Raw genomic sequence first — 19,777 nt, forward strand, 5'->3', positions numbered from 1 at the left:
TGCGCCACCTGCCGGGGCGCGACCCCGCCGCCGGGACGGCAGCGGCTCAGGGAACGGCGCCACCCACCGCAGCGCCGCCGGCCGCCGCGACCGCCAGTTCGCTGACCCGCGCCGCGAGCGCGGTGTCGCGAGCCGTGACGCGGCCGCCTGCGCAGTGCGTCGTGGTGCGCACGACGACGAGGCGGTAGCGCCAGTCGACGTCCGGGTGGTGGTCGGCGTCCTCGGCGTCCGCGGCCACGGCGGTGAGGAAGCGCACGGCCGCCGCCGACGTGGCGAAAGAGAACTCCGCCCGCAGGGCGTCACCGTCGAGGCGCCAGTCCGGCAGGCCGGCGAAAGCGGTCTCGACGTCGGCGGCAGGCAGCGGGGTCAGGCCCATGCCGGCCGAGTCTGCCGCCCGGCGCACCGCACCACCAGCGGTCCTCAGCCGACGGGCGCGCCGCCCGCGGTGAACGCCGACCACAGCCGGGCGTACGGACCGCCCGCGGTGACCAGCTCGGCGTGCGGGCCCTGCTCCACCACCCGCCCCTCGTGCAGGACGACGACGCGGTCGGCGCGGGCGGCGGTGGTGAGCCGGTGCGCCACCACCAGGGTGGTGCGCCGGTGTGCCAGGGCGTCGCTCGCACGCGCCACCACGGCCTCGGTCGCCGGGTCCAGCGCCGCCGTGGCCTCGTCGAGCAGCAGCACGTCCGGGTCGACGAGGTGGGCGCGGGCCAGTGCCACGAGCTGGCGCTGGCCCGCGGAGAGGTTGCGACCCCGCTCGCCCACCTCGAAGCCGTAGCCGCCGGGCAGCGCGCGGATGACGTCGTCGGCGCCCACGGCCCGGGCGGCGGCCACCACCTCGTCCTCCCGCGCCTCCGGCCGCGCGTAGGCGATGGCCTGCGCGACCGTCCCCTCGAACAGGTGTGCCTCCTGCGGCACCACCCCCAGCCGGTGCCGGTACCCGGCGAGGTCGAGGTCGCGCAGGTCGTGGCCGTCGGCGCACACCACCCCGGCGGTGGGGTCGTGGAAGCGGGCGACGAGCTTGACCACGGTCGACTTGCCCGCTCCCGTCTCCCCCACCAGGGCCACCGTCTCCCCCGCTCCCACGTGCAGGTCCACGTCGGTCAGGGCGGGCTGCCCCGTGCCGTAGGCGAACGACACCGACCGCAGCCGGATCTCGCCGCGCAGGCTCCGCACCGGCAGGGCGTCGGCCCGCACCGGGGTGCTGGTGGGGGTGCGCAGCAGGTCCCGCAGGCGGCGCAGGCCCACCGACGCCTGCTGGTAGCCGTCGAAGACCTGCGAGAGCTGCTGGATCGGGGCGAAGAACAGGTCGACGTAGAGCAGGAAGGCGACGAGGACGCCGATGCTGATGTCGCCGTCGCGGACCATCGCGGCGCCCGCCACCAGCACCAGCGCGGTGGTGGCCTCGTTGAGGAACTGCATGAACGGGAAGTACGTCGCGATCATGCGCTGGGCGCGCAGCCGGGAGTCGAGGTACGCCGCACCCGCGGCCCGGAACCCGTCGAGGGCGGCGTCGGTGCGCACGAACGCCTGGGTGAGGCGGACGCCGGCGACCCCCTCCTGGAAGCGGGTGTTCACGACGCTGACCCGCTCCCGGGACTCCGTGTAGGCGGGTCCGGAGCGGCGGCGGAAGACGACCGTCGCCACCACCAGCACCGGCAGCACCGCGGCGGCCACGAGGGCGAGGTCGGCGTCCAGCAGCAACATGGCCCCGAGCACGCCCAGCACCGACAGCACGCTCACCATCGCCTGCGCCACGCCCGTCTGCAGGAACGTGGAGAGAGCGTCGATGTCCGTCGTCATCCGCGTCATGATCCGGCCGGCCTGCTCGCGCTCGTAGTAGTCCAGGCCGAGGCGCTGCAGGTGGGCGAACGTCTTGACGCGCAGCACGAGCAGCAGCCGCTCCCCCGTGCGCCCGGTCACGCGGGTCTGCACGACGACCACCGCCCACGCGGCGGCGACGACCAGCGCCGCGGCGCCCGAGGCGAGCAGCAGCGCGGAGAGGTCCCGGCCGAGGACGCCCGCGTCCACGCCGGAGCGGATCAGCAGGGGCAGGACGAGCTGCGCCGCGGCGTCGAGCGCCACCAGCAGCAGCCCCACCGCCAGGGACCGGCGGAACGGGCGCAGCAGACGGGCGAGCGTGAACGCCGGATCCGCCTCCCGGGCGGCGGCGGGGTCGACGTCGGGCGCGTCCCGCGCCGGGGGCAGCGCCGCCAGCCGCGCCAGCAGCTGCGGGTCGGGCGGCATCGTCCCGGCGCCCGGGACACGCCCCGACCGGCGGCCCGAGCGCGGCGCCCTGACGGCCTCGACGACGGGCTCGACGACGGGCTCGACGACGGGCTCGGCGGGGCCGCTGCGCCGCAGCTGCCGAGCCGCGTCCGAGGAGGCGGGGTCGAAGAGGCGGCGGTACAGCTCGCAGCGCGCGGACAGCTCCTCGTCGGTGCCGGAGTCCACCACCCGGCCGCCGTCGAGGACGACGATGCGCTGCGCCAGCCGCAGCGTCGAGCGCCGGTGCGCGACGAGGATCGTGGTGCGCCCGGCCAGCAGCGGGCGCAGGTTGGCGACGATGCGCTCCTCCACCCGCGCGTCGATCGCCGAGGTGGCGTCGTCGAGCAGCAGCAGGCGCCGGTCGGCGAGCAGGGCCCTGGCGAGGGCGAGGCGCTGGCGCTGACCGCCGGACAGGGTGAGGCCCCGCTCGCCGACGACGCTGTCCCACCCGCGCTCCAGCCGCTCCACGAAGCCCAGGGCGTCGGCGGCGACCAGGGCCGCGCGGACCTCCTCGTCGGTGGCGCCGGGGCGGCCGTAGGCGACGTTGTCACGCACGGAGGCGGAGAACAGGAAGCCGTCCTCGGGGACGAGACCGACGGCGCCGCGCAGCTCCGCCGACGACAGCTCCCGCACGTCGACGCCCTCGACGAGGACGCACCCGCCGTCGGGGTCGTAGAAGCGCGGCAGCAGCTTCACGATGCTGGACTTGCCGGAGCCCGCCGTGCCCACGAGCGCGACCGTCTCCCCCGCCGCCACCCGCAGGCTCACCCCCTGCAGCACGGGGCGCTCGGGGTCGTAGCCGAAGACGACGTCGCGCAGCTCCACGCCGAGGGGGCCGGCGGGCAGCGGCCGCGGGACGGGTGGATCGGTGACCTCACCGGTGGCGTCCACGACCTGCAGGACGCGCTCCATCCCGGCACGGGCCAGCTGGCCCACCGTCAGCAGCGCGGCCACCTGGCGCACCGGCGAGACGAGCGCCGCCAGGTAGGTGGAGAACGCCAGGAACGTGCCGATGGTGATGTCGCCGCGCAGCGCCAGCCAGCCGCCGAGCGCCAGCACCCCCACCTGCCCCAGCGCCGGGACGGCCTGCAGCGCCGGGGCGTAGCGGCTGTTCAGCCGCACCACGCGCATGCGCTCGGCGAACAGCTCGGTGACGGCGCCCTCCAGCCGGTGCAGCTCGGTGTCCTCCTGCCCGAACCCCTTCACCACCCGCACGCCCGTGACCGCCGCCTCCACCCGCGAGGCCACCGCCGCGGCCCTCGCCTGCGCGGAGTAGTTCGCCGGGAACAGGTCCCGGCGGCTGCGCACCGCGATCCAGGCCAGCGCCGGGCCCACGGCGAGTGCGACGAGGGTCAGCAGCGGTGAGAGGACCGCCATGACGACGAGGGAGGTGCAGAACAGCACGACGTTGCCGGCGAGGCGGGCGGCGAACGCCAGCAGTCCCTGCACGAGCTGCACGTCGGTGATGGACCGGCTCACCACCTGCCCGGTCTGCAGGGCGTCGAGGCGGCGCCCGTCCATCCGCTGCACGGCGGCGAAGACGTCGTCGCGCAGGTCGAGCTGCACGCCGAGGGAGAGCCGGCCGGCGGCGTAGCGGCGGGCGAAGCCGAGCCCGAAGACCAGCACCCCGGCCGCGAGGAGGAGACCCGCCCACGGCAGCAGCGAGGCCCCCTCGTCGGGGAGGACGGAGTCGATGACGTGACGGACCACCAGGGGGACGAGCGCGGCGACACCCGAGCCGAGGACGGCGCAGCCGAAGGTGGTGACGACGTCACGGGGGTGGCGCCGGCAGTACCCCGCGAGGCGGCGCAGCCAGCCCCGCCCGGCGGTACCGGCGCGGGGCTCGGCGGACACGAACGCCCATGCTAGGCAGCCCGGGACCCCGCGGCCCGCCGGGGAGCACGGCCCCGCGGGCCGCCGGAACAGCGGGCACGCCGCCCGGGTTGCGGCAGCCGTGAGCACCGCCGAGCAGCCCTGGGCCCTGTCCGTCCTCGACCTGTCCCCGGTCCCGTCGGGGACGGCGCCGTCGCGGGCGCTGCACGAGACGGTGGAGCTGGCGCGGCACGCCGAGCGCCTGGGCTACCGCCGGTACTGGCTGGCCGAGCACCACAACATCCCCAGCGTCGCCAGCACGAGCCCCGAGGTGATGATCGCCACGGTGGCGGCGGCGACCACCACGATCCGCGTGGGGTCCGGTGGCGTGATGCTGCCCAACCACTCCCCGCTGAAGGTGGCCGAGACGTTCCGGGTGCTGGAGGCGCTGCACCCGGGCCGCATCGACCTGGGGATCGGGCGCGCCCCCGGCACGGACCCGCGCACCGCGGTGGCGCTGCGGCGCTCGCGGGAGCTGCTCGGCGCGGACGACTTCCCCACCCAGTTCGCGGAGCTGCGCGGCTACGCCGACGGCTTCGACGGCCCGTCCCCGTTCTCCTCGGTCCGCGCGATGCCCGACGACGTGCCGCTGCCGCCGGTGTGGATCCTCGGGTCCAGCACGTACGGGGCGGAGGCGGCGGCCGACCTGGGCACCGGGTACGCCTACGCGGGGCACTTCGGCTCCGTGGACCCCGCCGTGGCGCTGCGCACCTACCGCAGCGCCTTCCGGCCGTCGGTGCACTGGCCACGGCCGCACGCGATCCTCGCCGTGGCGGTGCTGTGCGCGGAGACGGAGCAGCGGGCCGAGGAGCTGGCGGTGGCCTCCGACCTGTCGTTCCTGCGGCTGCGCTCCGGGCGGCCCGCGCCGCTGCCCAGCCCGGAGGAGGCCGCGGCGCACCCGTGGACGGAGCTGGACCGGGCGCTGGCGGCGGAGCACCGCTCACACCTCGTCGCCGGCACCCCGGAGCAGGTGCTGGCGCGGTTGCGGGCGCTGCAGGAGGCGACCCTCGCCGACGAGCTGATGGTGATGACGCACGTCCACGACCCCGCCGAGCGGCGCCGCTCCTACGAGCTGCTCGCCGAGGTCGCGGGGTTGCCGGCGGTGAGCGGGGTCGCGTTCGGCTGAGCGCCGCGCGGGCGCCCCGCCTCAGCGCGTCTCGAGCAGCTGCTCCAGCCCGGGGGCCACCCGGGAGGGGACGAACTCCTCGACGGCGTACTCGGCCAGGCCGCGCATCCGGAACGGGTCCCCGGCCAGACGCCGCTCCAGCTCGTCGCGGGTCAGTCCGGCCGCGAGGATGACGCCCCCCACGCGCGGCACCCGCCGGCCGCTGGCCGCGAAGACCCCGTCGTCGTACTGCCGGCCGAGCCAGGCGACGTGCTCCGCGAGGGCGGCGTCGACCTCCGCCAGGTCCGCCGTGTACGTGAGCGTCACCAGGAACATCGCACCAGCGTAGTGATCGGCTGCCGACGTCCGGAGCCCGCCGGGGCGGTGGGACCGGGCTCGTGGCAGGGTCGGAGGTCGGGCGCGGTGCGGCTCGTGACCGGCCCTCGGGACGAGGCGTGGAAGGGGCGTGGCGTGGCGCCGTTCGCGGACTTCGAGGATCGGGTCGCGGTGCTGACCGGCGCCGCGTCGGGCATCGGGCGCGAGCTGCTGCTCGACCTGGTGGGGCGCGGCACGCACGTCGCCGTCTGCGACGTGGACCGGCGGGGACTGGACGTGGCCGTCCGCCGCGCCCGCGCCGTCAACCCCGCGGTGCGGGTGAGCGCCCACGTGCTCGACGTCTCCGACGCGGACGCGGTCGCCCGGTTCCGGGACGAGGTGGCGCTGGCGCACGGCGGCGATGCGGTGCACCTGCTGTTCAACAACGCCGCCGTCGCGCACGGGGGTTCCTTCGTCACCGGCGGGCGTGAGGACTGGGAGCGGACGTTCGCGGTGTCGTGGTACGGCGTCTACCACTGCACCCGGGCGTTCCTGCCGATGCTGCTGGCCGCCGACCGGGGCGTCGTCGTCAACACGGCGTCGGTGAACGCGCTGTGGGCCAGCCTGGGGCCGGGGGCACCGCACACCGCCTGCTCGTCGGCCAAGTTCGCCGTCCGGGGCTTCACGGAGTCGTTGCTGGTGGACTTCCGGGTGCACGCCCCGCACCTGTCGGCGGTGCTGGTCCTGCCCGGTCACGTCCGCACCGGGATGCCGTCGCCGCCCCGGACGTGGCGGCGTGCGCTGGGCTCGCTGTTCGCGGGCTACCAGCCCGTCTCCAGCGCCACCGCCGCGGCGCTGATCATCGACGCGGTGCGCAACGGCCGCTGGCGGGTCGTCATCGGCGACGACGCCGCGGCCGTGGACGAGCGCGTCCGGGCGGACCCGTGGACGGCCTACGACTGAGGAACCTCGTGGCGGGAGCCGTCGGGGCTCGAGCCGCCCGTTCCCGCCGCACCGCTCAGTCGTGCTCCGCGGCTTCCACCGACGCCACGAGCAGGCGCAGCGCCGCCACCACGGAGGCGCGCTGGTCCTCGTCGAGCCCTGCCAGCAGCCTGCCCTCCACGTCGAGGTGTGCGGGCAGGACGCGGTCGAGGACCTCGTGGCCGGCGGGGGTCAGCTCGACCTCCACGCCGCGGCGGTCGGTGGGGCTGGGCGTGCGCCGCACGAGGCCCTCGGACTCCAGCCGGTCCAGCCGCTGCGTGACGGCCCCGGAGGTGACCATGGTGCTGCGGCCGAGCTGACCGGGGGTGAGCCGGTAGGGGGCGCCGCTGCGGCGCAGGGTGGCGAGCACGTCGAAGGACGCGCGGTCGAGGCCGTGGGCGGCGAAGTTGCGGCGCAGCGCGACCTCCACCGCCCGGTGCGCCCGGGACAGCCGCCCGATGACCGCCATCGGGGAGACGTCGAGGCCGGGGGCTTCGGCGCGCCACTGGGCGAGGACCTCGTCGACGTGGTCCGCGGGGTCCTGGTCACCGGCGGCGTCGGGAGCGGGCACGGGCCGACCCTAGCGGGACGCGCGCCGCCCTAGCAGGAAGCTCAGCACTGAGGTACTTTTGCTCAATGCTAAGAGTCTTACCGATGAGCAACCGTGCGCTGCTCATCGCCACCACCGCCGTCGCCCCGCTCGTGTGGGGCAGCACCTACCTCGCCACCACCGAGCTCCTGCCGCCCGGCAGGCCGCTGCTCGCCGCCCTGCTGCGCGCCCTCCCCGCCGGCCTGCTCCTCGTCCTCCTCGCCCGCAGGCTGCCCACCGGCTCGTGGTGGTGGCGCGCCGCCGTCCTCGGGGCCCTCAACATCGGCGTCTTCTTCGCGCTGCTCTTCGTCGCCGCCCACCGCCTGCCGGGCGGGGTCGCGGCCGTCCTCGGCGCCGTGCAACCGCTGCTCGTGGCCGCCCTCGCCCCCCGCCTGCTCGGAGAGCGCACCACCGCCCTCGCCGCCGCGGCCGCGGGCACCGGCTTCCTCGGCGTGGCGCTCCTCGTCCTGCGCGCCGACGCCCGCCTCGACGCCCTCGGCGCCACGGCCGCCCTCGCCGGGGCCGTCGCCATGGCGTTCGGCACGGTCCTCACCCGGCGCTGGGGGCAGCCGGCCCCGCTGCTCGCCACCACCGGCTGGCAGCTCGTCGCCGGCGGGCTGCTGCTCCTGCCGCTGACGCTCGCCGTCGAGGGGCTGCCGGCCACGCTGAACGCCACCCACGCCGCGGGCTTCGCCTACCTGGGCCTGCTCGGCACCGCGCTCGCCTACGTCCTCTGGTTCCGCGGGGTCGCGGCCCTGCCCGCCACCGTCGTGGCCCCGCTGGGGCTGCTCAGCCCGCTCGTTGCGACGGTCCTGGGCTGGGCCGTGCTGGGTCAGTCGCTGACCGGTGGGCAGCTCCTCGGCGCCGGGCTGGTCCTGACCGCCCTCGCCGCCGCCCAGCTCGCCGGTGCCCGGCCCGCCGTCCGAGCCGCTCTCGAGTCCGACCCCCGGCCCGCTCCCCGGCCCGCTCTCCCGCCGGTCGCCGGGCGGGTCGCGCCGGCCGCGGCCCGGGTCAGCCGCGCGCGGGCGTGCGCGGCGGCAGCCGGTGCAGGACCACGTCCGCCAGCCGCCCCCCGTGCGCCCGTGCCGTGAGGTAGGTGCAGTGCCGCTGCCGCCGGCGGTCCGTCGGCGAGCCCGGGTTGAGCAGCCGCAGCCCCGAGGGCGTCGTGGAGTCCCACGGGATGTGGGAGTGACCGAACACGAGGACGTCCACCGGCTGCGGCGAGCCCGGGCCGAACAGCTCGTCGCAACGCCGCTCCCGCCCGGCCGCCGAGCCGGTCTCGTGGACCACGGCCAGGCGGACGCCCCCGACCTCGGCCCGGGCGACCTCCGGCAGCCGCGCCCGCAGCCGGGGCCCGTCGTTGTTGCCGTGCACGCCGACCAGCCGCCGCGAGCGCGCCAGGAGGGCGTCGAGGGTCGCCTCGTCCACCCAGTCCCCGGCGTGCACCACCACGTCGGCGGCCTCCACCGCCGCCCAGACCTGCGCGGGCAGCTCCCGGGCCCGCTTCGGCAGGTGCGTGTCCGCCAGCAGCAGCAGGCGCACCCCCTCACCGGGCACGGGAGCCTCCCCCGTCGGCACCGGGCGCCGCGTCAGGAGATCCGGCGCAGCCGCACGGTCTCCGGCAGCGCCCGCAACTGCTCCATGAGCTCGGCGTCGACGTACCCGGCGATGTCCGTCACCACGTAGCCGAACTCCCCGCGGGTGGAGAGCTGCTGGCCCTCGATGTTGACGCGGGCGTCGGCGAGCACCTGGTTGATGCCGGCGAGCACACCGGGGACGTTGTGGTGCAGGTGCGCCAGCCGCACCGTGCCCACGCGGTCCTCCGCGGACAGCGCCGGCATGTTGACGCTCAGCGTCGTCGAGCCGTGCGCCGCGTAGTCACGCAGCTTCGCCGCCACGAACCGGCCGATGTCCTCCTGCGCCTCCTCCGTCGAGCCGCCCACGTGCGGGGTGAGGATGACGTTGGGCAGGCCCCGCAGCTCCGACTCGAACGCGTCGCCGCGGCCCTTCGGTTCCTTCGGGAAGACGTCGACGGCCGCGCCCGCGAGGTGCCCGGACACGATGTGCTTGCGCAGGGCGTCGTGGTCCACGACGAAGCCGCGCGAGAGGTTGAGGAAGATGGCGCCGGGCCGCATCCGGGAGAACTCCGCCTCGCCGAAGAGGCCCGAGTTCCCCGCCCGCCCGTCCACGTGCAGGGTCACCACGTCGGCCACGTCGAGGACCTCGCCGAGGCTGCCGCAGCGGCGCGCGTTGCCCATCGCCAGCTTGTCGGCGGTGTCGTAGAAGAAGACGTGCATGCCCAGCGCCTCGGCCACTACCGACAGCTGCGAGCCGATGTTGCCGTAGCCGATGATCCCGAGCCGGCGGCCGCGCACCTCGTGGGCGCCCACGGCCGACTTGTCCCAGACGCCGTCGTGCATCAGGCGGTCCTTGACCGTCAGCCGCCGCGTGAGGGCGATGATCTCCGCGAGCGCGAGCTCCACGACGCTGCGGGTGTTGCTGTAGGGCGCGTTGAACACGGCGACCCCCCGGGCGGCGGCGGCGAACAGGTCGATCTGGTTCGTGCCGATGCAGAAGGCGCCGATGGCCTCCAGGTCCGGGGCGGCGTCGAGCACCTTCTCGGTGACCTGGGTCGTGGAGCGGATGCCCAGCAGGGAGACCCCCGCCAGCCGCTCGACGAGTTCCACCTCGTCCAGGGCGCCGGCCACCGTCTCCACGTCCCACCCGGCCTCGGCCAGCAGGACACGCGCGTCAGCGTGGATGCTCTCCAGCAGCAGGGCGCGACGGCGGCGGGCGGGGTCCGCGCCGGTCGGCGCGGCGTTCTCGACGGGGGCGTGCACGGGCACGGGTCCTCCTCCTCGACGGCGGAAGGCCATTGTCCTGCACGCGGGGCGGTGCCCGTGACGACCTCGACCGCGCGCGGACGAATCCGCCGCGGGCCGAGCGGGGACCCGGGTGCGGGCCCCTGCGACGCCGGCGCCCGCCCCCGCCGCCGGGGTCAGTCCGTCCCGCGGACGTCGCCGGCACCCACCCGGGTGCCCTGGAGGTAGGCGTCCTCCTCGTCGGCCTTGTAGAGGGCGTCCGGCCGCACCTCGAGGCGCTCCTCGGGGATCGGCTCGCCGGAGACGACGGAGATGCCGTAGGTGCCCTCCTCGACGCGGCGCAGGGCCTCGTCCACGTCCTCCATCCGCCGGCGGGCGGCCTGCACGAGGGCGGCCGTCTCCTCGGCGATCTGCTCGTGCGCCGCCGCGTCACCGCGGTCGCCGCCCCCCTCGGGACCGTCGTCGGCGCTCACGCCGCCCTCCCGGGCGGACTCGATGCCCGCGATGTCCTCCTCCAGCTGGGCGCGCAGCGACAGCAGCCGCTCGCGGGCGGTGTCGGCGTCCATGGATCCTCCTCGTCGCTCCCTCCGTCGCCGGTCGCCTCGGGCGCGGCCATGGCGGCCCGCGGCGCGGGCCGGCCCCCATACCTACCGCGCTCAGGAGGACGGGGCACGGCGGGACAGCTCCCCCGCGCTCCCGGCGCGGCGCGGCGCAGTGCCGCGCCCGCGTGGGCGTGCACCCGCGCGGGCGTCGGCGCATGCTGGTGAGCATGATCTCCGTCGAGCTGGCGCTGGAGCTGCGCGCCGCCGGCCTGCGCTGGCGCCCCGCCGCAGGCGACCGCTTCGTCATCCCCGGCCGCGGGATGGACGAGGACGTCTTCACCCTGGCCGAGATGACGGTGGAGGTGCAGGACCACCCCACGGGGCGCGTCATCGGCTTCAACGGCACCACGGAGTGGGCCCTCGACAGCGTCGACGAGCCGGACGCGGTCTGGATGCCCGCCGAGCACCAGCTGCGGGACCTGCTCGGGGAGCGCTTCTCGCGCCTGGAGCGGCGTGACGTGGGCGCCGGCGACACGGCGGGCGAGGTCTACCGCGTCGTCGTCCTCGACGAGCACGGCGGTCAGGTCTTCGAGGACGACGACCCCGCCCGCGCCTACGCCCGCGCGGTGCTGGACCGGCTGCGCCGCACCGGCACGGGCACCGGGCCCGCCCGGGAGCGCTCCACCGCCGGCTGATCCCCGGACGCCGGAACGCCCCGGGGATCAGCCGCTCGGCTCACGTGCCCCCCTGGCCCCCGTCGTCCTTCGGGTCGTCCACGGCGTCGGCGAGGAACCTCTCGAACTCCGCGCCGAGCTCGTCCGCGGTCGGGATGGGCTGCCCCTCCGCCACGAGCCCGCCGGCCAGGTCGGCGGCCTGCGCGTCGTAGTCCTGCTCCAGCGCCCGCACCACCGCACCCACCTCGGCGGACGCCTCGACCTGCGCGTCCACCTCGACCCGCGTCGCCGCCGCCGCGCTGAGCAGCTCGTCCACGGGCAGGTCGAGGCCGGCCCGGCCGCCGAGGCTCGTCAGCAGCGCCGCCGCCGCGTCGGGGTACTCGCCCGCGGCGAGGTAGTGAGGCACGTGCGCGACCAGCGACAGCACGTCGCGGCCCCCCTCCGCGCCGCGGAACTGCAGCAGCCCCGTGGCGTGCCCCGGCACCTGCGCCTCCACCGCCCACGTGCGCACCCCCTCGAGCAGCTCGGGGCGGCTCGCGCTGCCGGTGACGCCCGTGGGGCGGGTGTGCGGCACGGACGTCGGAGCGGCGGTGAGGACCACCACGAGCGCCGCGCCGACCTGGTCCGCGAGCTGCCAGAACGCCGCGTTGAAGCGCTCCCACTGCACGTCCGGCTCGGGACCGGAGAGCAGCAGGAACGAGCCGCCCGACGCGTCGTGCAGCCGCCGCAGCGCCAGCTCAGGCGCGTCGTAGGCGCTCCAGTGGTCGGTCGCGAACGTCATCGTCGGCCGGCGGGCGCGGTAGTCGTGCAGCTGGTCGACGTCGAAGCGGGCGAGCACCTCGTGCGGGAAGTGCTGCAGCAGGTGGTCGACGGCCAGGCGCACCCCCGAGCCCGCGTCGACGAACCCCGACAGGGCCACCACGAGCGGTGGCTCGACCATCACCGGGGACGCCCCGTCGTCCGGGGACTCGAAGCGGTAGAGCTCGGCGGGATCCAGCATGCGCCCATTGTCGCCCCGGCGGCAGCCGCCCCCCGTTCCGGCCACCCGCCCGGCGGCCGGTCACCGGTGCCGGTGTTTCCCCCCGGCTGATCGGGGTAGATCACTGGGCATGCGGCGCGACCGAGGGCCCGGACGCGACCGCCGCCGCGTCCACCCGGCGCCGGCGCACCGCGCCGAACCGGCGCTGCGGGCGCCGACGGGCCCGCGGAGGAGGGACTGCACCGGTGAGTGACGAGACGGTCGGGAACGAGAGCGGGAACGGAACCGAGGACGCCGCGGCCAGGACGGGCGGGCGGAGCGCGACCCCTCGGAAGGCGTCCCCCGCGCGACGGGCCACCACGGCGACCGGTGCGGGCGAGGCGAGCACCCCGGACACGCCGCTCGCGGCCGGCGCAGTCACCGAGGCGGCGGGAACGACGGAGGGCGCCGCGGGAACGCCTCGACGGGCCCCCGCCCGTCGGGCCACCGCGCGGCCGCCGGCGGCAGCCTCGTCACCGGAGGGAGTCGAGACGGTCGCGCAGACCCCCGCGGCGGCGAAGCGCTCCGGTCGCCGTGCCACGGCCCCCGAGGCCACCGCCGCGGAGGCCGCGCCCGTCGCGGCCCCGGACGCCGGCGCCGAACCTCCGGCGCAGAAGGCTCCGCCGGCTCCCCGCGCCCGGGGTCGCGGCCGCCGCGCCCTGCCGCCCCCCGAGGAGACCGCGGCCGACGCTGCCGTCACCGACGCTGCCGTCACCGACGCTGCCACCCCCGACGCCGCCATCGCGGACACCGCCCTCCCCGAGGCTGCCGTCCCGGACACCCCCGTCCTCGGGACTGCGACCGCTCCCCCGAACCCGGCGCCGGCCGCGCCCCCTCCGCCCGTGAGCGCCCCGACGGCGACGGAAGCCGCCGGGGACCCGGGAGTCGCTCCTGCCGCCGCGGCCGAGACCCCGCCCTCCACCCCCGCGCCGGACGCCACCGACGAGCGGGACGTGCTGGTCGCCGAGATCGAGGCGACCCGCGAGCACCTGGCCGCCACCGTCGACGAGCTCGTCGCGAAGGCCGACGTCACGGCGCAGGCCAGCCGCGCCCTGCACTCCGCCCAGGACCGGGTGACCACCTCGGTGACGGAACGGGCCGGAGCGGCGACGACGCAGGCGCAAGCCGCAGTGGCCCGTGTGCAGGAGCGCGCCCCCGGAACGCCCCGGCAGCAGTGGATCCTGAGCGGGGTCGTCGCGGTGCTGGCGGTCGTCACGTGGCGGGTCACCAAGAGGCGCCGGTCCAGGTCGTGACGGTCCCCTCGGTCCGCTGACCCGGAGCAACCGGCCCCGGGGGGGGCGACGGGCTGCCGGGCGTCGGTCGGGCGCACGCCCCGAGCGGAGGACGGCCCCGGAGCGGGACGTTCCCGACTAGCCGGCCTGCGCGCCCGCAGCGGGCGACGGCGCGCCGGCCACTTCGGCGGTCCCGCGCTCGCGGCGCAACTGCCCGATCGCCCGCTCGAAGTCGGCCAGGGAGTCGAACGCCTGGTAGACGGAGGCGAAGCGGAGGTAGGCCACCTCGTCGAGTTCCCGGAGGAAGGGGAGGATGGCCAGTCCCACCTGGTGGGCGTCGACCTCGGCGGCCCCCTGCGCGCGGACGACCTCCTCGACCCGCTGAGCCAGCAGCGCGAGGTCGTCCTCGCTCACCGGCCGCCCCTGGCAGGCCTTCCGGACCCCTGTGACGATCTTCTGGCGGCTGAAGGGCTCCGCAGCACCGGAGCGCTTGACCACCGTCAGGCTCGCGGTCTCGGCGGTGCTGAACCGACGGTTGCACTCCGGGCACTGACGGCGGCGGCGGATCGTGCTGCCGTCGTCCGTGACGCGGGAGTCCACCACCCGCGAGTCGCGGTGGCGGCAGAACGGGCAGTGCATGCCGGACCCTTCCGGGTCGCCGCAGGACCCACGACCGGCCTCTGCTGTTCGCGGCCCGTCGCGACGGTCGCACCCCGGTGTCCTTGACGCCCCCGGGGTCACGGGAACCGCAGCGCCCGGCATCCCGGGCGCTCGATCAGCGGCGACCACTACATCTCGGGTCGCACGCTAGGTGCAGGCACGACACCCGTGCAAGGAGCGCCTCCCCCACCGACCCGACCGGCTCAGTCGGCCTCGGGCAGCACGAGGCGCTGCCCGGCCGACAACTGGGAGCTGCCCAGCCGGTTCGTCCGGCGGATCTCGGCGGCGACGTCGCGCCAGTCCTCCCCCGGCCGCCACTGGGAGGCGATCGCGGAGAGGGTGTCCCCCGGCATCACGGTCACGACCGTGGCCGGGCGCGCGGCCGGGCTGGCCGAGGCCGGGGACGTCACGAGCAGGGCGGTGCCGGCGGCCACGGAAGCCAGGAGCGCGGCGGCCCCGCAGGTCAGGACGAGCCGGCCCCGGCGCGTGATGCGCAGCGGCGCGGCGGCCGCGCGGGTGACCCGCTGGTCGAGAGGGCGGACCGCCTGGGCAGCCGCGGGGCGGGCCCGCCGCGGGATGGTGCGGGCCGCCCCGCGAGCCTGGGGGACGCGGTGACCGGTGACGTCCGTGCTGCGCGCGACGACCGGCCGCTCGGTCCGGACACCCGCCGGGCGGGGGCGCGGCTGCGGCAGGGAGATCGGGAGGGAGAGGGCGACCCCGGGCCGGGGCAGGGCGATGGCGCTCACGAGCAGGACCTCCAGGGCGGCCGGCACGCGTTCGAACGGATGTTCGAACTCTTCGAACACGAGTTCTACCAGCCCGGTCCGACACGAGCCAGATCCGTTCGAACATGTGTTTGATCCGGGCCGCGGCGGGCACTAGGTTGATCTCGGGGCCGGCGGACTCCGGCCGCACCAGCGCGAGGGCGGGCCGCCCCGCACGTCGGACGAGGAGCGGATCGTGGCGGGACGCAAGGGGTCGGTGCACCAGCTGCCCGACGGCCCCCAGGACGGGACCGGACTCACTCCGCGGCAGCGCCTCGTGCTGCAGACGATCACCGAGGCCGTCGAACGCCGCGGCTATCCGCCCAGCATGCGCGAGATCGGCCAGGCGGTCGGGCTGACCAGTCCCAGCAGCGTCGCCCACCAGCTCTCCACCCTCCAGCGCCTCGGCTTCCTGCGGCGCGACCCCAACCGCCCACGCGCCATCGAGGTGGTCCTGCCCGCCGGCACCGACGCCCCCGCGGCGGCCGCACCGGTGGACGACCTCGCGGCGGACGTGGCGGGCGAGGGTGCGGAGGCACCCGGCGACCTGCGTCCCGCTGCCGCCTACGTCCCCCTCGTGGGCCGCATCGCCGCCGGTGGCCCGATCCTCGCCGAGCAGGTCGTCGAGGACGTCTTCCCCCTCCCCCGCCAGATCGTCGGCGAGGGCTCCCTCTTCCTGCTGGAGGTCTCCGGCGACTCGATGGTGGGAGCCGCCATCTGCAACGGGGACTGGGTCGTCGTGCGCCAGCAGCCGACGGCCGACAACGGCGACATCGTGGCGGCCATGATCGACGGCGAGGCCACCGTCAAGACCTTCCGCCGCCGCGACGGGCACGTGTGGCTGCTGCCGCACAACGACCTGTACGAGCCCATCAACGGCGACGAGGCGACCATCCTCGGCCGGGTGACCGCGGTGCTGCGCCGCGTCTGACGGACCGGCACGGCCACCCCGAGCCCGGCCCGTCCCCGGCGGGCACCGCGGGTCAGGAGGCGGCCGACGCCTCCGCGGCGTCGCTGTCCAGCCGGCGCAGTGCGCTGCGGACCACGTCGCCGGACGTCGTCGACCAGAAGTCCGGCAGGCTGCGCCGGAGGAACTCCCCGTACCGCGCCGTGGCGAGCCGCGCGTCCAGCACCGCCACCACCCCGCGGTCGGCGCTGCTGCGCACCAGCCGGCCGGCCCCCTGCGCCAGCCGCACCCCCGCGTGCGCCGCCGAGACGGACATGAAGCCGTTGCCGCCGGCCGCCGTGACGGCCTCCGCGCGCGCCGACATGAGCGGGTCGTCGGGCCGGGGGAACGGGATGCGGTCGATGACGACCAGCTGGCACGACGGGCCCGGCACATCGACGCCCTGCCACAGGGACATGGTCCCGAACAGCGACACCGCGGGATCGGCGCTGAACTGCCGCACCAGCCGCGGCAGGCGGTCCTCGCCCTGGCACAGCACCGTCAGACCGGTGCGGCGGCGGACCTCCGAGGCGGCGAGCTCGGCGGCACGGCGGGAGGAGAACAGCCCCAGGGTGCGGCCCCCCGCGGCGGCCACCAGCTCGCTCAGCTCGGCCATCGTCGACTCCCCGGCGCCGTCGCGTCCCGGCGGCGGCAGGTGGCGGGCGACGTAGAGGATCCCCTGCCGGGGGTAGTCGAAGGGGCTGCCGACGTCGAGGCCCGTCCAGGACACCGAACTCTTCCCGTCCGAGGCGCGCCGCAGCCCGAACTGCCCCGCGACCGGGTCGAAGGAGCCGCCGACGGCCAGGGTCGCGGACGTGCAGACGACGGTGCGCTCGGCGAAGACCCGCTCGCGCAGGAGACCGGCCACCGACAGCGGGGCGATGTGCAGGGCCGCCCCGCGCACCTCCGAGGAGGAGACCCAGGCGACGTCGTGCTCGGCGTGCTCGGCGAGGCGCTCCGCGACGGAGAAGACGTCCGACACCGCGGCACGGGCCAGGTGCCGTCCACCGCGGGCCTCGGCGCCCTCCTCGGCCCCGGCGGCGTCGGCCTGCTCCTTCAGCTCGCTGAGGAGGCCGCGGGCCGCGTCGCGCACCGCCGCGACGGCCGCCGTCAGCGCCTGCGGCCACTCGGTCAGCCGCCCTGCGGGGACGCCCTCGAGCACCCCGGCCAGGTCGTCGGCGGCCTCCTCCAGCGGCGCCGGCGCGTGCCCGGCGCCGCGGCGGACCCGCCGGGTGGCCGCGTGCACCGACGCGCCGGAGAGCTCCTTCGAGCCGACCGCCGTGACCCGGTCGGCGAGCTCGTGGGCCTCGTCGACGACGAGGAGGTCGTGCTCCGGGAGGGTGGCGCGGCCCTCGACGGCGTCGATCGCGGTGAGGGCGTGGTTGGTGATGACCACGTCGACCTCGCGGGCGCGGGCGCGCGTCCGCTCGCTGAAGCACTCCGCGGCGGCGGGGCAGCGCTGGGCGCCGAGACACTCCCTCGCGCTCACCGACACCTGCCGCCAGGCGCGCTCGCTGACGCCCGGCTCGAGGTCGTCGCGGTCGCCGGTAGCGGTGGTGCCCGCCCACTCCCGCAGCCGGAGGACCTCCCGGCCCAGCCGGCCCGTGGCGTCCGCGCCCTCGGCCCCGGCGGCCTCCGGGGGGTCGAAGAGGGTGGCGTCGTCGCCGAACCCGCCGTCCAGCTTGTTGCGGCAGAGGTAGTTGGCCCGGCCCTTGAGGAGCTGCCAGGTGGGCTCGCGGTGCAGCACGGGAGCCAGCGCCGCGGCCACGCGCGGCATGTCCCGGGTGGCGATCTGCGCCTGCAGGGCGAGGGTGGCGGTGCTGACCACCACTGCCCGTCCCTCCTGCACCGCGTGGGCCACGGCGGGCACGAGGTAGGCGAGGGACTTGCCGGTGCCGGTGCCGGCCTGCACGAGCAGGTGGCGGGAGGTGCGCAACGCGTCGGTGACCGCGCACGCCATCTGCTGCTGGCCCTCGCGGGCGGTGCCCCCGACGGCGCGGACGGCCAGGTCCAGCAGTTCGGTGGTGCGCCGGTCGGTGCCCGGCTCGCGGACGGGGGCGGGACGTTCGGGCACCGCAGGAGTCTGCCCTACGGAGGTGACATCCCCCGACGACGTGCCCGCTGTCGTGCCCCGCGGCGCCCGCCGGGCCGGGTCGTGACCCGCGCGCCCGCACGCGCGAGCACCCCGCGGCCCAGGGCCACGGGGTGCTCGCCGGTCGGTGCGGCGTCAGGACGCGCGGTACTCCGACAGGTCACCGGCCAGCCCGGCGGGCACGCGCGCCTCCAGGCGGGTGCCCTCGGCGGTGTGCTCGGCGCGCACCACCTCGCCGTACTGGTGCACCCGGTTGACCAGGTCGCCCCGGTCGTAGGGCAGCACCACGTCCACGGCCACGTCGGGGTGCGGCAGCTCCTCGGCGATGATCCGCCGCAGCTCCTCCATCCCCTCGCCGGTGCGGGCGGAGACCGCCACGGCGAGCCGCTCGCGACGCAGGAGGCGCCGGACGACCTCGGGGTCCGCAGCGTCGATCTTGTTGATCGCCACGACCTCCTTCACGGAGCCGGCACCCACCTCGCCCAGCACCTCGCGCACGGCCGCGAGCTGCCCCTCGGGGTCGGGGTGGGAGCCGTCGACCACGTGGACGACGAGGTCGGCCCCGGAGACCTCCTCCAGCGTCGAGCGGAACGCCTCGACGAGCTGGTGGGGCAGCTGCCGGACGAAGCCGACGGTGTCCGCGAGGACGATCGGGCGGCCCTCGGGCGTCTCCGCCCTGCGCACCGTCGGGTCCAGGGTGGCGAACAGCGCGTTCTCCACCAGCACCCCCGCCCCGGTGAGGCGGTTGAGGAGGGAGGACTTGCCGGCGTTGGTGTAGCCGGCGATGGCGACCGTGGGCACTCCGCTGCGGTCGCGGGACCCGCGCTTGGTGTCGCGGGCGGTCTTCATGTGCTTCAGGTCGCGGCGCAGCTTCGCCATCCGGGTGCGGATGCGGCGCCGGTCCAGCTCGATCTTCGTCTCACCGGGGCCGCGCGAGCCGATCCCCGCACCGCCGGCGACACGTCCACCGGCCTGCCGGGACATGGACTCACCCCAGCCGCGCAGGCGCGGGAGCAGGTACTCCATCTGCGCCAGCTCGACCTGCGCCTTGCCCTCCCGGGACTTGGCGTGCTGGGCGAAGATGTCGAGGATCAACGCGGTGCGGTCGACGACCTTGACCTTGACGATGTCCTCCAGGCCGCGTCGCTGCGAGGGGCTGAGCTCCCCGTCGCAGATGACGGTGTCGGCGCCGGTGGCCGCGACGACGTCGGCGAGCTCGGCGGCCTTGCCGGACCCCAGGAAGGTCGCCGGGTCGGGGTTGCCGCGACGCTGGATCATGCCGTCGACGACCTCGGAGCCGGCCGTGGCGGCCAGCGCGGCGAGTTCCTGCAGGGACACCTCGGCCTCCGCCGAGCTGCCCTCGGTCTGGAGGCCGACGAGCACGACCTTCTCCAGGCGCAGCTGCCGGTACTCGACCTCGGTGACGTCGGTGAGCTCGGTGGACAGGCCGGCGACGCGGCGCATCGCGCGGCGGTCGGCGAGGTCGAGCTGGTCGCCGTCGTAGTCGACGTCGTCCGCTACGTCCTCGAGGCGCTCGCCCTCGCTGCCGTCGGTCCCGGTGCCCTCGTTCCCGGTGCCGGCCGCCCCGTCCTCGGTGCCGTCGGCTCCCGCCCCTGCCGAACCGTGCCCCGCCAGGATGCGAGCCAGGGCGCGATCGACCTCCGCCTCCTGGTTCCCCGCGCGATCGTGCTGCACGGCCACGGTGGGCTGGGTGTTGTCGTTCATGGACCTCCTCGGTCTCACCTGCCGGCTCCGCTGCCGATCAGCGGTGGCGCGACGTCGCGCCCGGCACCCGCAGGCTCTCAGTGCAACGGGCGCGGGCACGAGTCAATTCCACCGCACGGCTCTCTCCTAGGCTGCGGGGCACCGCCGGGACACGCCCGCGGGCAGGGGTCGG

At 76.4% G+C, this 19,777-nt stretch carries 18 protein-coding genes; 6 read left to right on the forward strand and 12 right to left on the reverse strand.

Features of this window, described 5'->3' with window-relative positions:
• Positions 1-46 precede the first annotated feature (46 nt).
• Positions 47-376, reverse strand: a complete 330-nt coding sequence (locus tag CLV92_RS00610) for a 4a-hydroxytetrahydrobiopterin dehydratase (protein ID WP_104431229.1) — start codon at positions 374-376, stop codon at positions 47-49.
• Between the two features lie 44 nt (positions 377-420).
• Entirely contained in the window at positions 421-4,122 is a 3,702-nt protein-coding gene (locus tag CLV92_RS00615) for an ABC transporter ATP-binding protein (protein WP_104430857.1), read from the reverse strand.
• A 100-nt stretch (positions 4,123-4,222) separates the two neighbouring features.
• Between CLV92_RS00615 and CLV92_RS00620 the strand changes: the two genes are divergently transcribed.
• On the forward strand, positions 4,223-5,266 hold the full coding sequence (locus tag CLV92_RS00620) for an LLM class flavin-dependent oxidoreductase (protein WP_104430858.1): 1,044 nt from the start codon (positions 4,223-4,225) through the stop codon (positions 5,264-5,266).
• Positions 5,267-5,287: 21 nt separating this feature from the next.
• Here the strand turns inward: CLV92_RS00620 and CLV92_RS00625 are convergent, their stop codons facing one another.
• Positions 5,288-5,581 carry a YciI family protein gene (locus CLV92_RS00625; protein WP_104430859.1) on the reverse strand — a complete coding sequence of 98 codons (294 nt, stop codon included), beginning with the start codon at positions 5,579-5,581 and terminating at the stop codon, positions 5,288-5,290.
• A 135-nt stretch (positions 5,582-5,716) separates the two neighbouring features.
• Between CLV92_RS00625 and CLV92_RS00630 the strand changes: the two genes are divergently transcribed.
• The gene (locus tag CLV92_RS00630) at positions 5,717-6,523 is read left to right on the forward strand and encodes an SDR family NAD(P)-dependent oxidoreductase (RefSeq protein ID WP_104431230.1); all 807 of its coding nucleotides are present in this window, start codon (positions 5,717-5,719) and stop codon (positions 6,521-6,523) included.
• A gap of 55 nt (positions 6,524-6,578) precedes the next feature.
• On the opposite strand, the gene CLV92_RS00635 is transcribed toward CLV92_RS00630, so the two are convergent.
• A complete protein-coding gene (locus CLV92_RS00635; RefSeq protein ID WP_245886280.1) occupies positions 6,579-7,112 on the reverse strand; it encodes a MarR family winged helix-turn-helix transcriptional regulator in 534 nt (177 codons plus the stop codon).
• An 83-nt stretch (positions 7,113-7,195) separates the two neighbouring features.
• On the opposite strand from CLV92_RS00635, the gene CLV92_RS00640 reads away from it, so the two are divergent.
• Positions 7,196-8,221 (forward strand): EamA family transporter, encoded by a 1,026-nt coding sequence (locus CLV92_RS00640; RefSeq protein WP_104430860.1) that lies wholly within the window; start codon positions 7,196-7,198, stop codon positions 8,219-8,221.
• On the opposite strand, the gene CLV92_RS00645 is transcribed toward CLV92_RS00640, so the two are convergent.
• From CLV92_RS00645 to CLV92_RS00655, 3 genes are all read right to left on the reverse strand, one after another.
• Positions 8,142-8,672: a YfcE family phosphodiesterase gene (locus CLV92_RS00645; RefSeq protein ID WP_104431232.1), complete on the reverse strand. Its 531-nt coding sequence runs from the start codon at positions 8,670-8,672 to the stop codon at positions 8,142-8,144. The genes CLV92_RS00640 and CLV92_RS00645 overlap by 80 nt on opposite strands.
• Before the next feature lie 47 nt (positions 8,673-8,719).
• Entirely contained in the window at positions 8,720-9,976 is a 1,257-nt protein-coding gene (serA, locus tag CLV92_RS00650) for a phosphoglycerate dehydrogenase (protein ID WP_245886284.1), read from the reverse strand.
• A gap of 152 nt (positions 9,977-10,128) precedes the next feature.
• On the reverse strand, positions 10,129-10,518 hold the full coding sequence (locus CLV92_RS00655) for a TraR/DksA family transcriptional regulator (protein WP_104430862.1): 390 nt from the start codon (positions 10,516-10,518) through the stop codon (positions 10,129-10,131).
• A 203-nt stretch (positions 10,519-10,721) separates the two neighbouring features.
• Here CLV92_RS00655 and CLV92_RS00660 point away from each other — a divergent pair, with 203 nt between their 5' ends.
• Positions 10,722-11,189, forward strand: a complete 468-nt coding sequence (locus CLV92_RS00660; protein ID WP_104431233.1) for a pilus assembly protein CpaE — start codon at positions 10,722-10,724, stop codon at positions 11,187-11,189.
• Between the two features lie 40 nt (positions 11,190-11,229).
• Here CLV92_RS00660 and CLV92_RS00665 read toward each other — a convergent pair whose 3' ends face one another.
• Entirely contained in the window at positions 11,230-12,168 is a 939-nt protein-coding gene (locus CLV92_RS00665) for a PAC2 family protein (protein ID WP_104430863.1), read from the reverse strand.
• Positions 12,169-13,028: 860 nt separating this feature from the next.
• Here CLV92_RS00665 and CLV92_RS21220 point away from each other — a divergent pair.
• Positions 13,029-13,439 (forward strand): DUF3618 domain-containing protein, encoded by a 411-nt coding sequence (locus tag CLV92_RS21220; protein WP_158257086.1) that lies wholly within the window; start codon positions 13,029-13,031, stop codon positions 13,437-13,439.
• Positions 13,440-13,556: 117 nt separating this feature from the next.
• Here the strand turns inward: CLV92_RS21220 and nrdR are convergent, their stop codons facing one another.
• Both nrdR and CLV92_RS20830 read right to left on the reverse strand, forming a co-directional pair.
• A complete protein-coding gene (nrdR, locus tag CLV92_RS00675) occupies positions 13,557-14,057 on the reverse strand; it encodes a transcriptional regulator NrdR (protein WP_104430865.1) in 501 nt (166 codons plus the stop codon).
• Between the two features lie 224 nt (positions 14,058-14,281).
• On the reverse strand, positions 14,282-14,851 hold the full coding sequence (locus tag CLV92_RS20830) for a LysM peptidoglycan-binding domain-containing protein (RefSeq protein WP_146099364.1): 570 nt from the start codon (positions 14,849-14,851) through the stop codon (positions 14,282-14,284).
• A 184-nt stretch (positions 14,852-15,035) separates the two neighbouring features.
• On the opposite strand from CLV92_RS20830, the gene lexA reads away from it, so the two are divergent.
• On the forward strand, positions 15,036-15,773 hold the full coding sequence (gene lexA, locus CLV92_RS00685; protein ID WP_104430866.1) for a transcriptional repressor LexA: 738 nt from the start codon (positions 15,036-15,038) through the stop codon (positions 15,771-15,773).
• Positions 15,774-15,825: 52 nt separating this feature from the next.
• Here the strand turns inward: lexA and CLV92_RS00690 are convergent, their stop codons facing one another.
• Complete coding sequence (locus CLV92_RS00690; protein WP_245886288.1) at positions 15,826-17,862, reverse strand: ATP-dependent DNA helicase; 2,037 nt, start codon at positions 17,860-17,862, stop codon at positions 15,826-15,828.
• Between the two features lie 153 nt (positions 17,863-18,015).
• Positions 18,016-19,605 carry a GTPase HflX gene (gene hflX / locus CLV92_RS00695; protein ID WP_104430867.1) on the reverse strand — a complete coding sequence of 530 codons (1,590 nt, stop codon included), beginning with the start codon at positions 19,603-19,605 and terminating at the stop codon, positions 18,016-18,018.
• Positions 19,606-19,777 lie beyond the last annotated feature (172 nt).

Origin of the sequence: Kineococcus xinjiangensis (genome assembly GCF_002934625.1) — a bacterium.
GTDB lineage: Bacteria > Actinomycetota > Actinomycetes > Actinomycetales > Kineococcaceae > Kineococcus_A > Kineococcus_A xinjiangensis.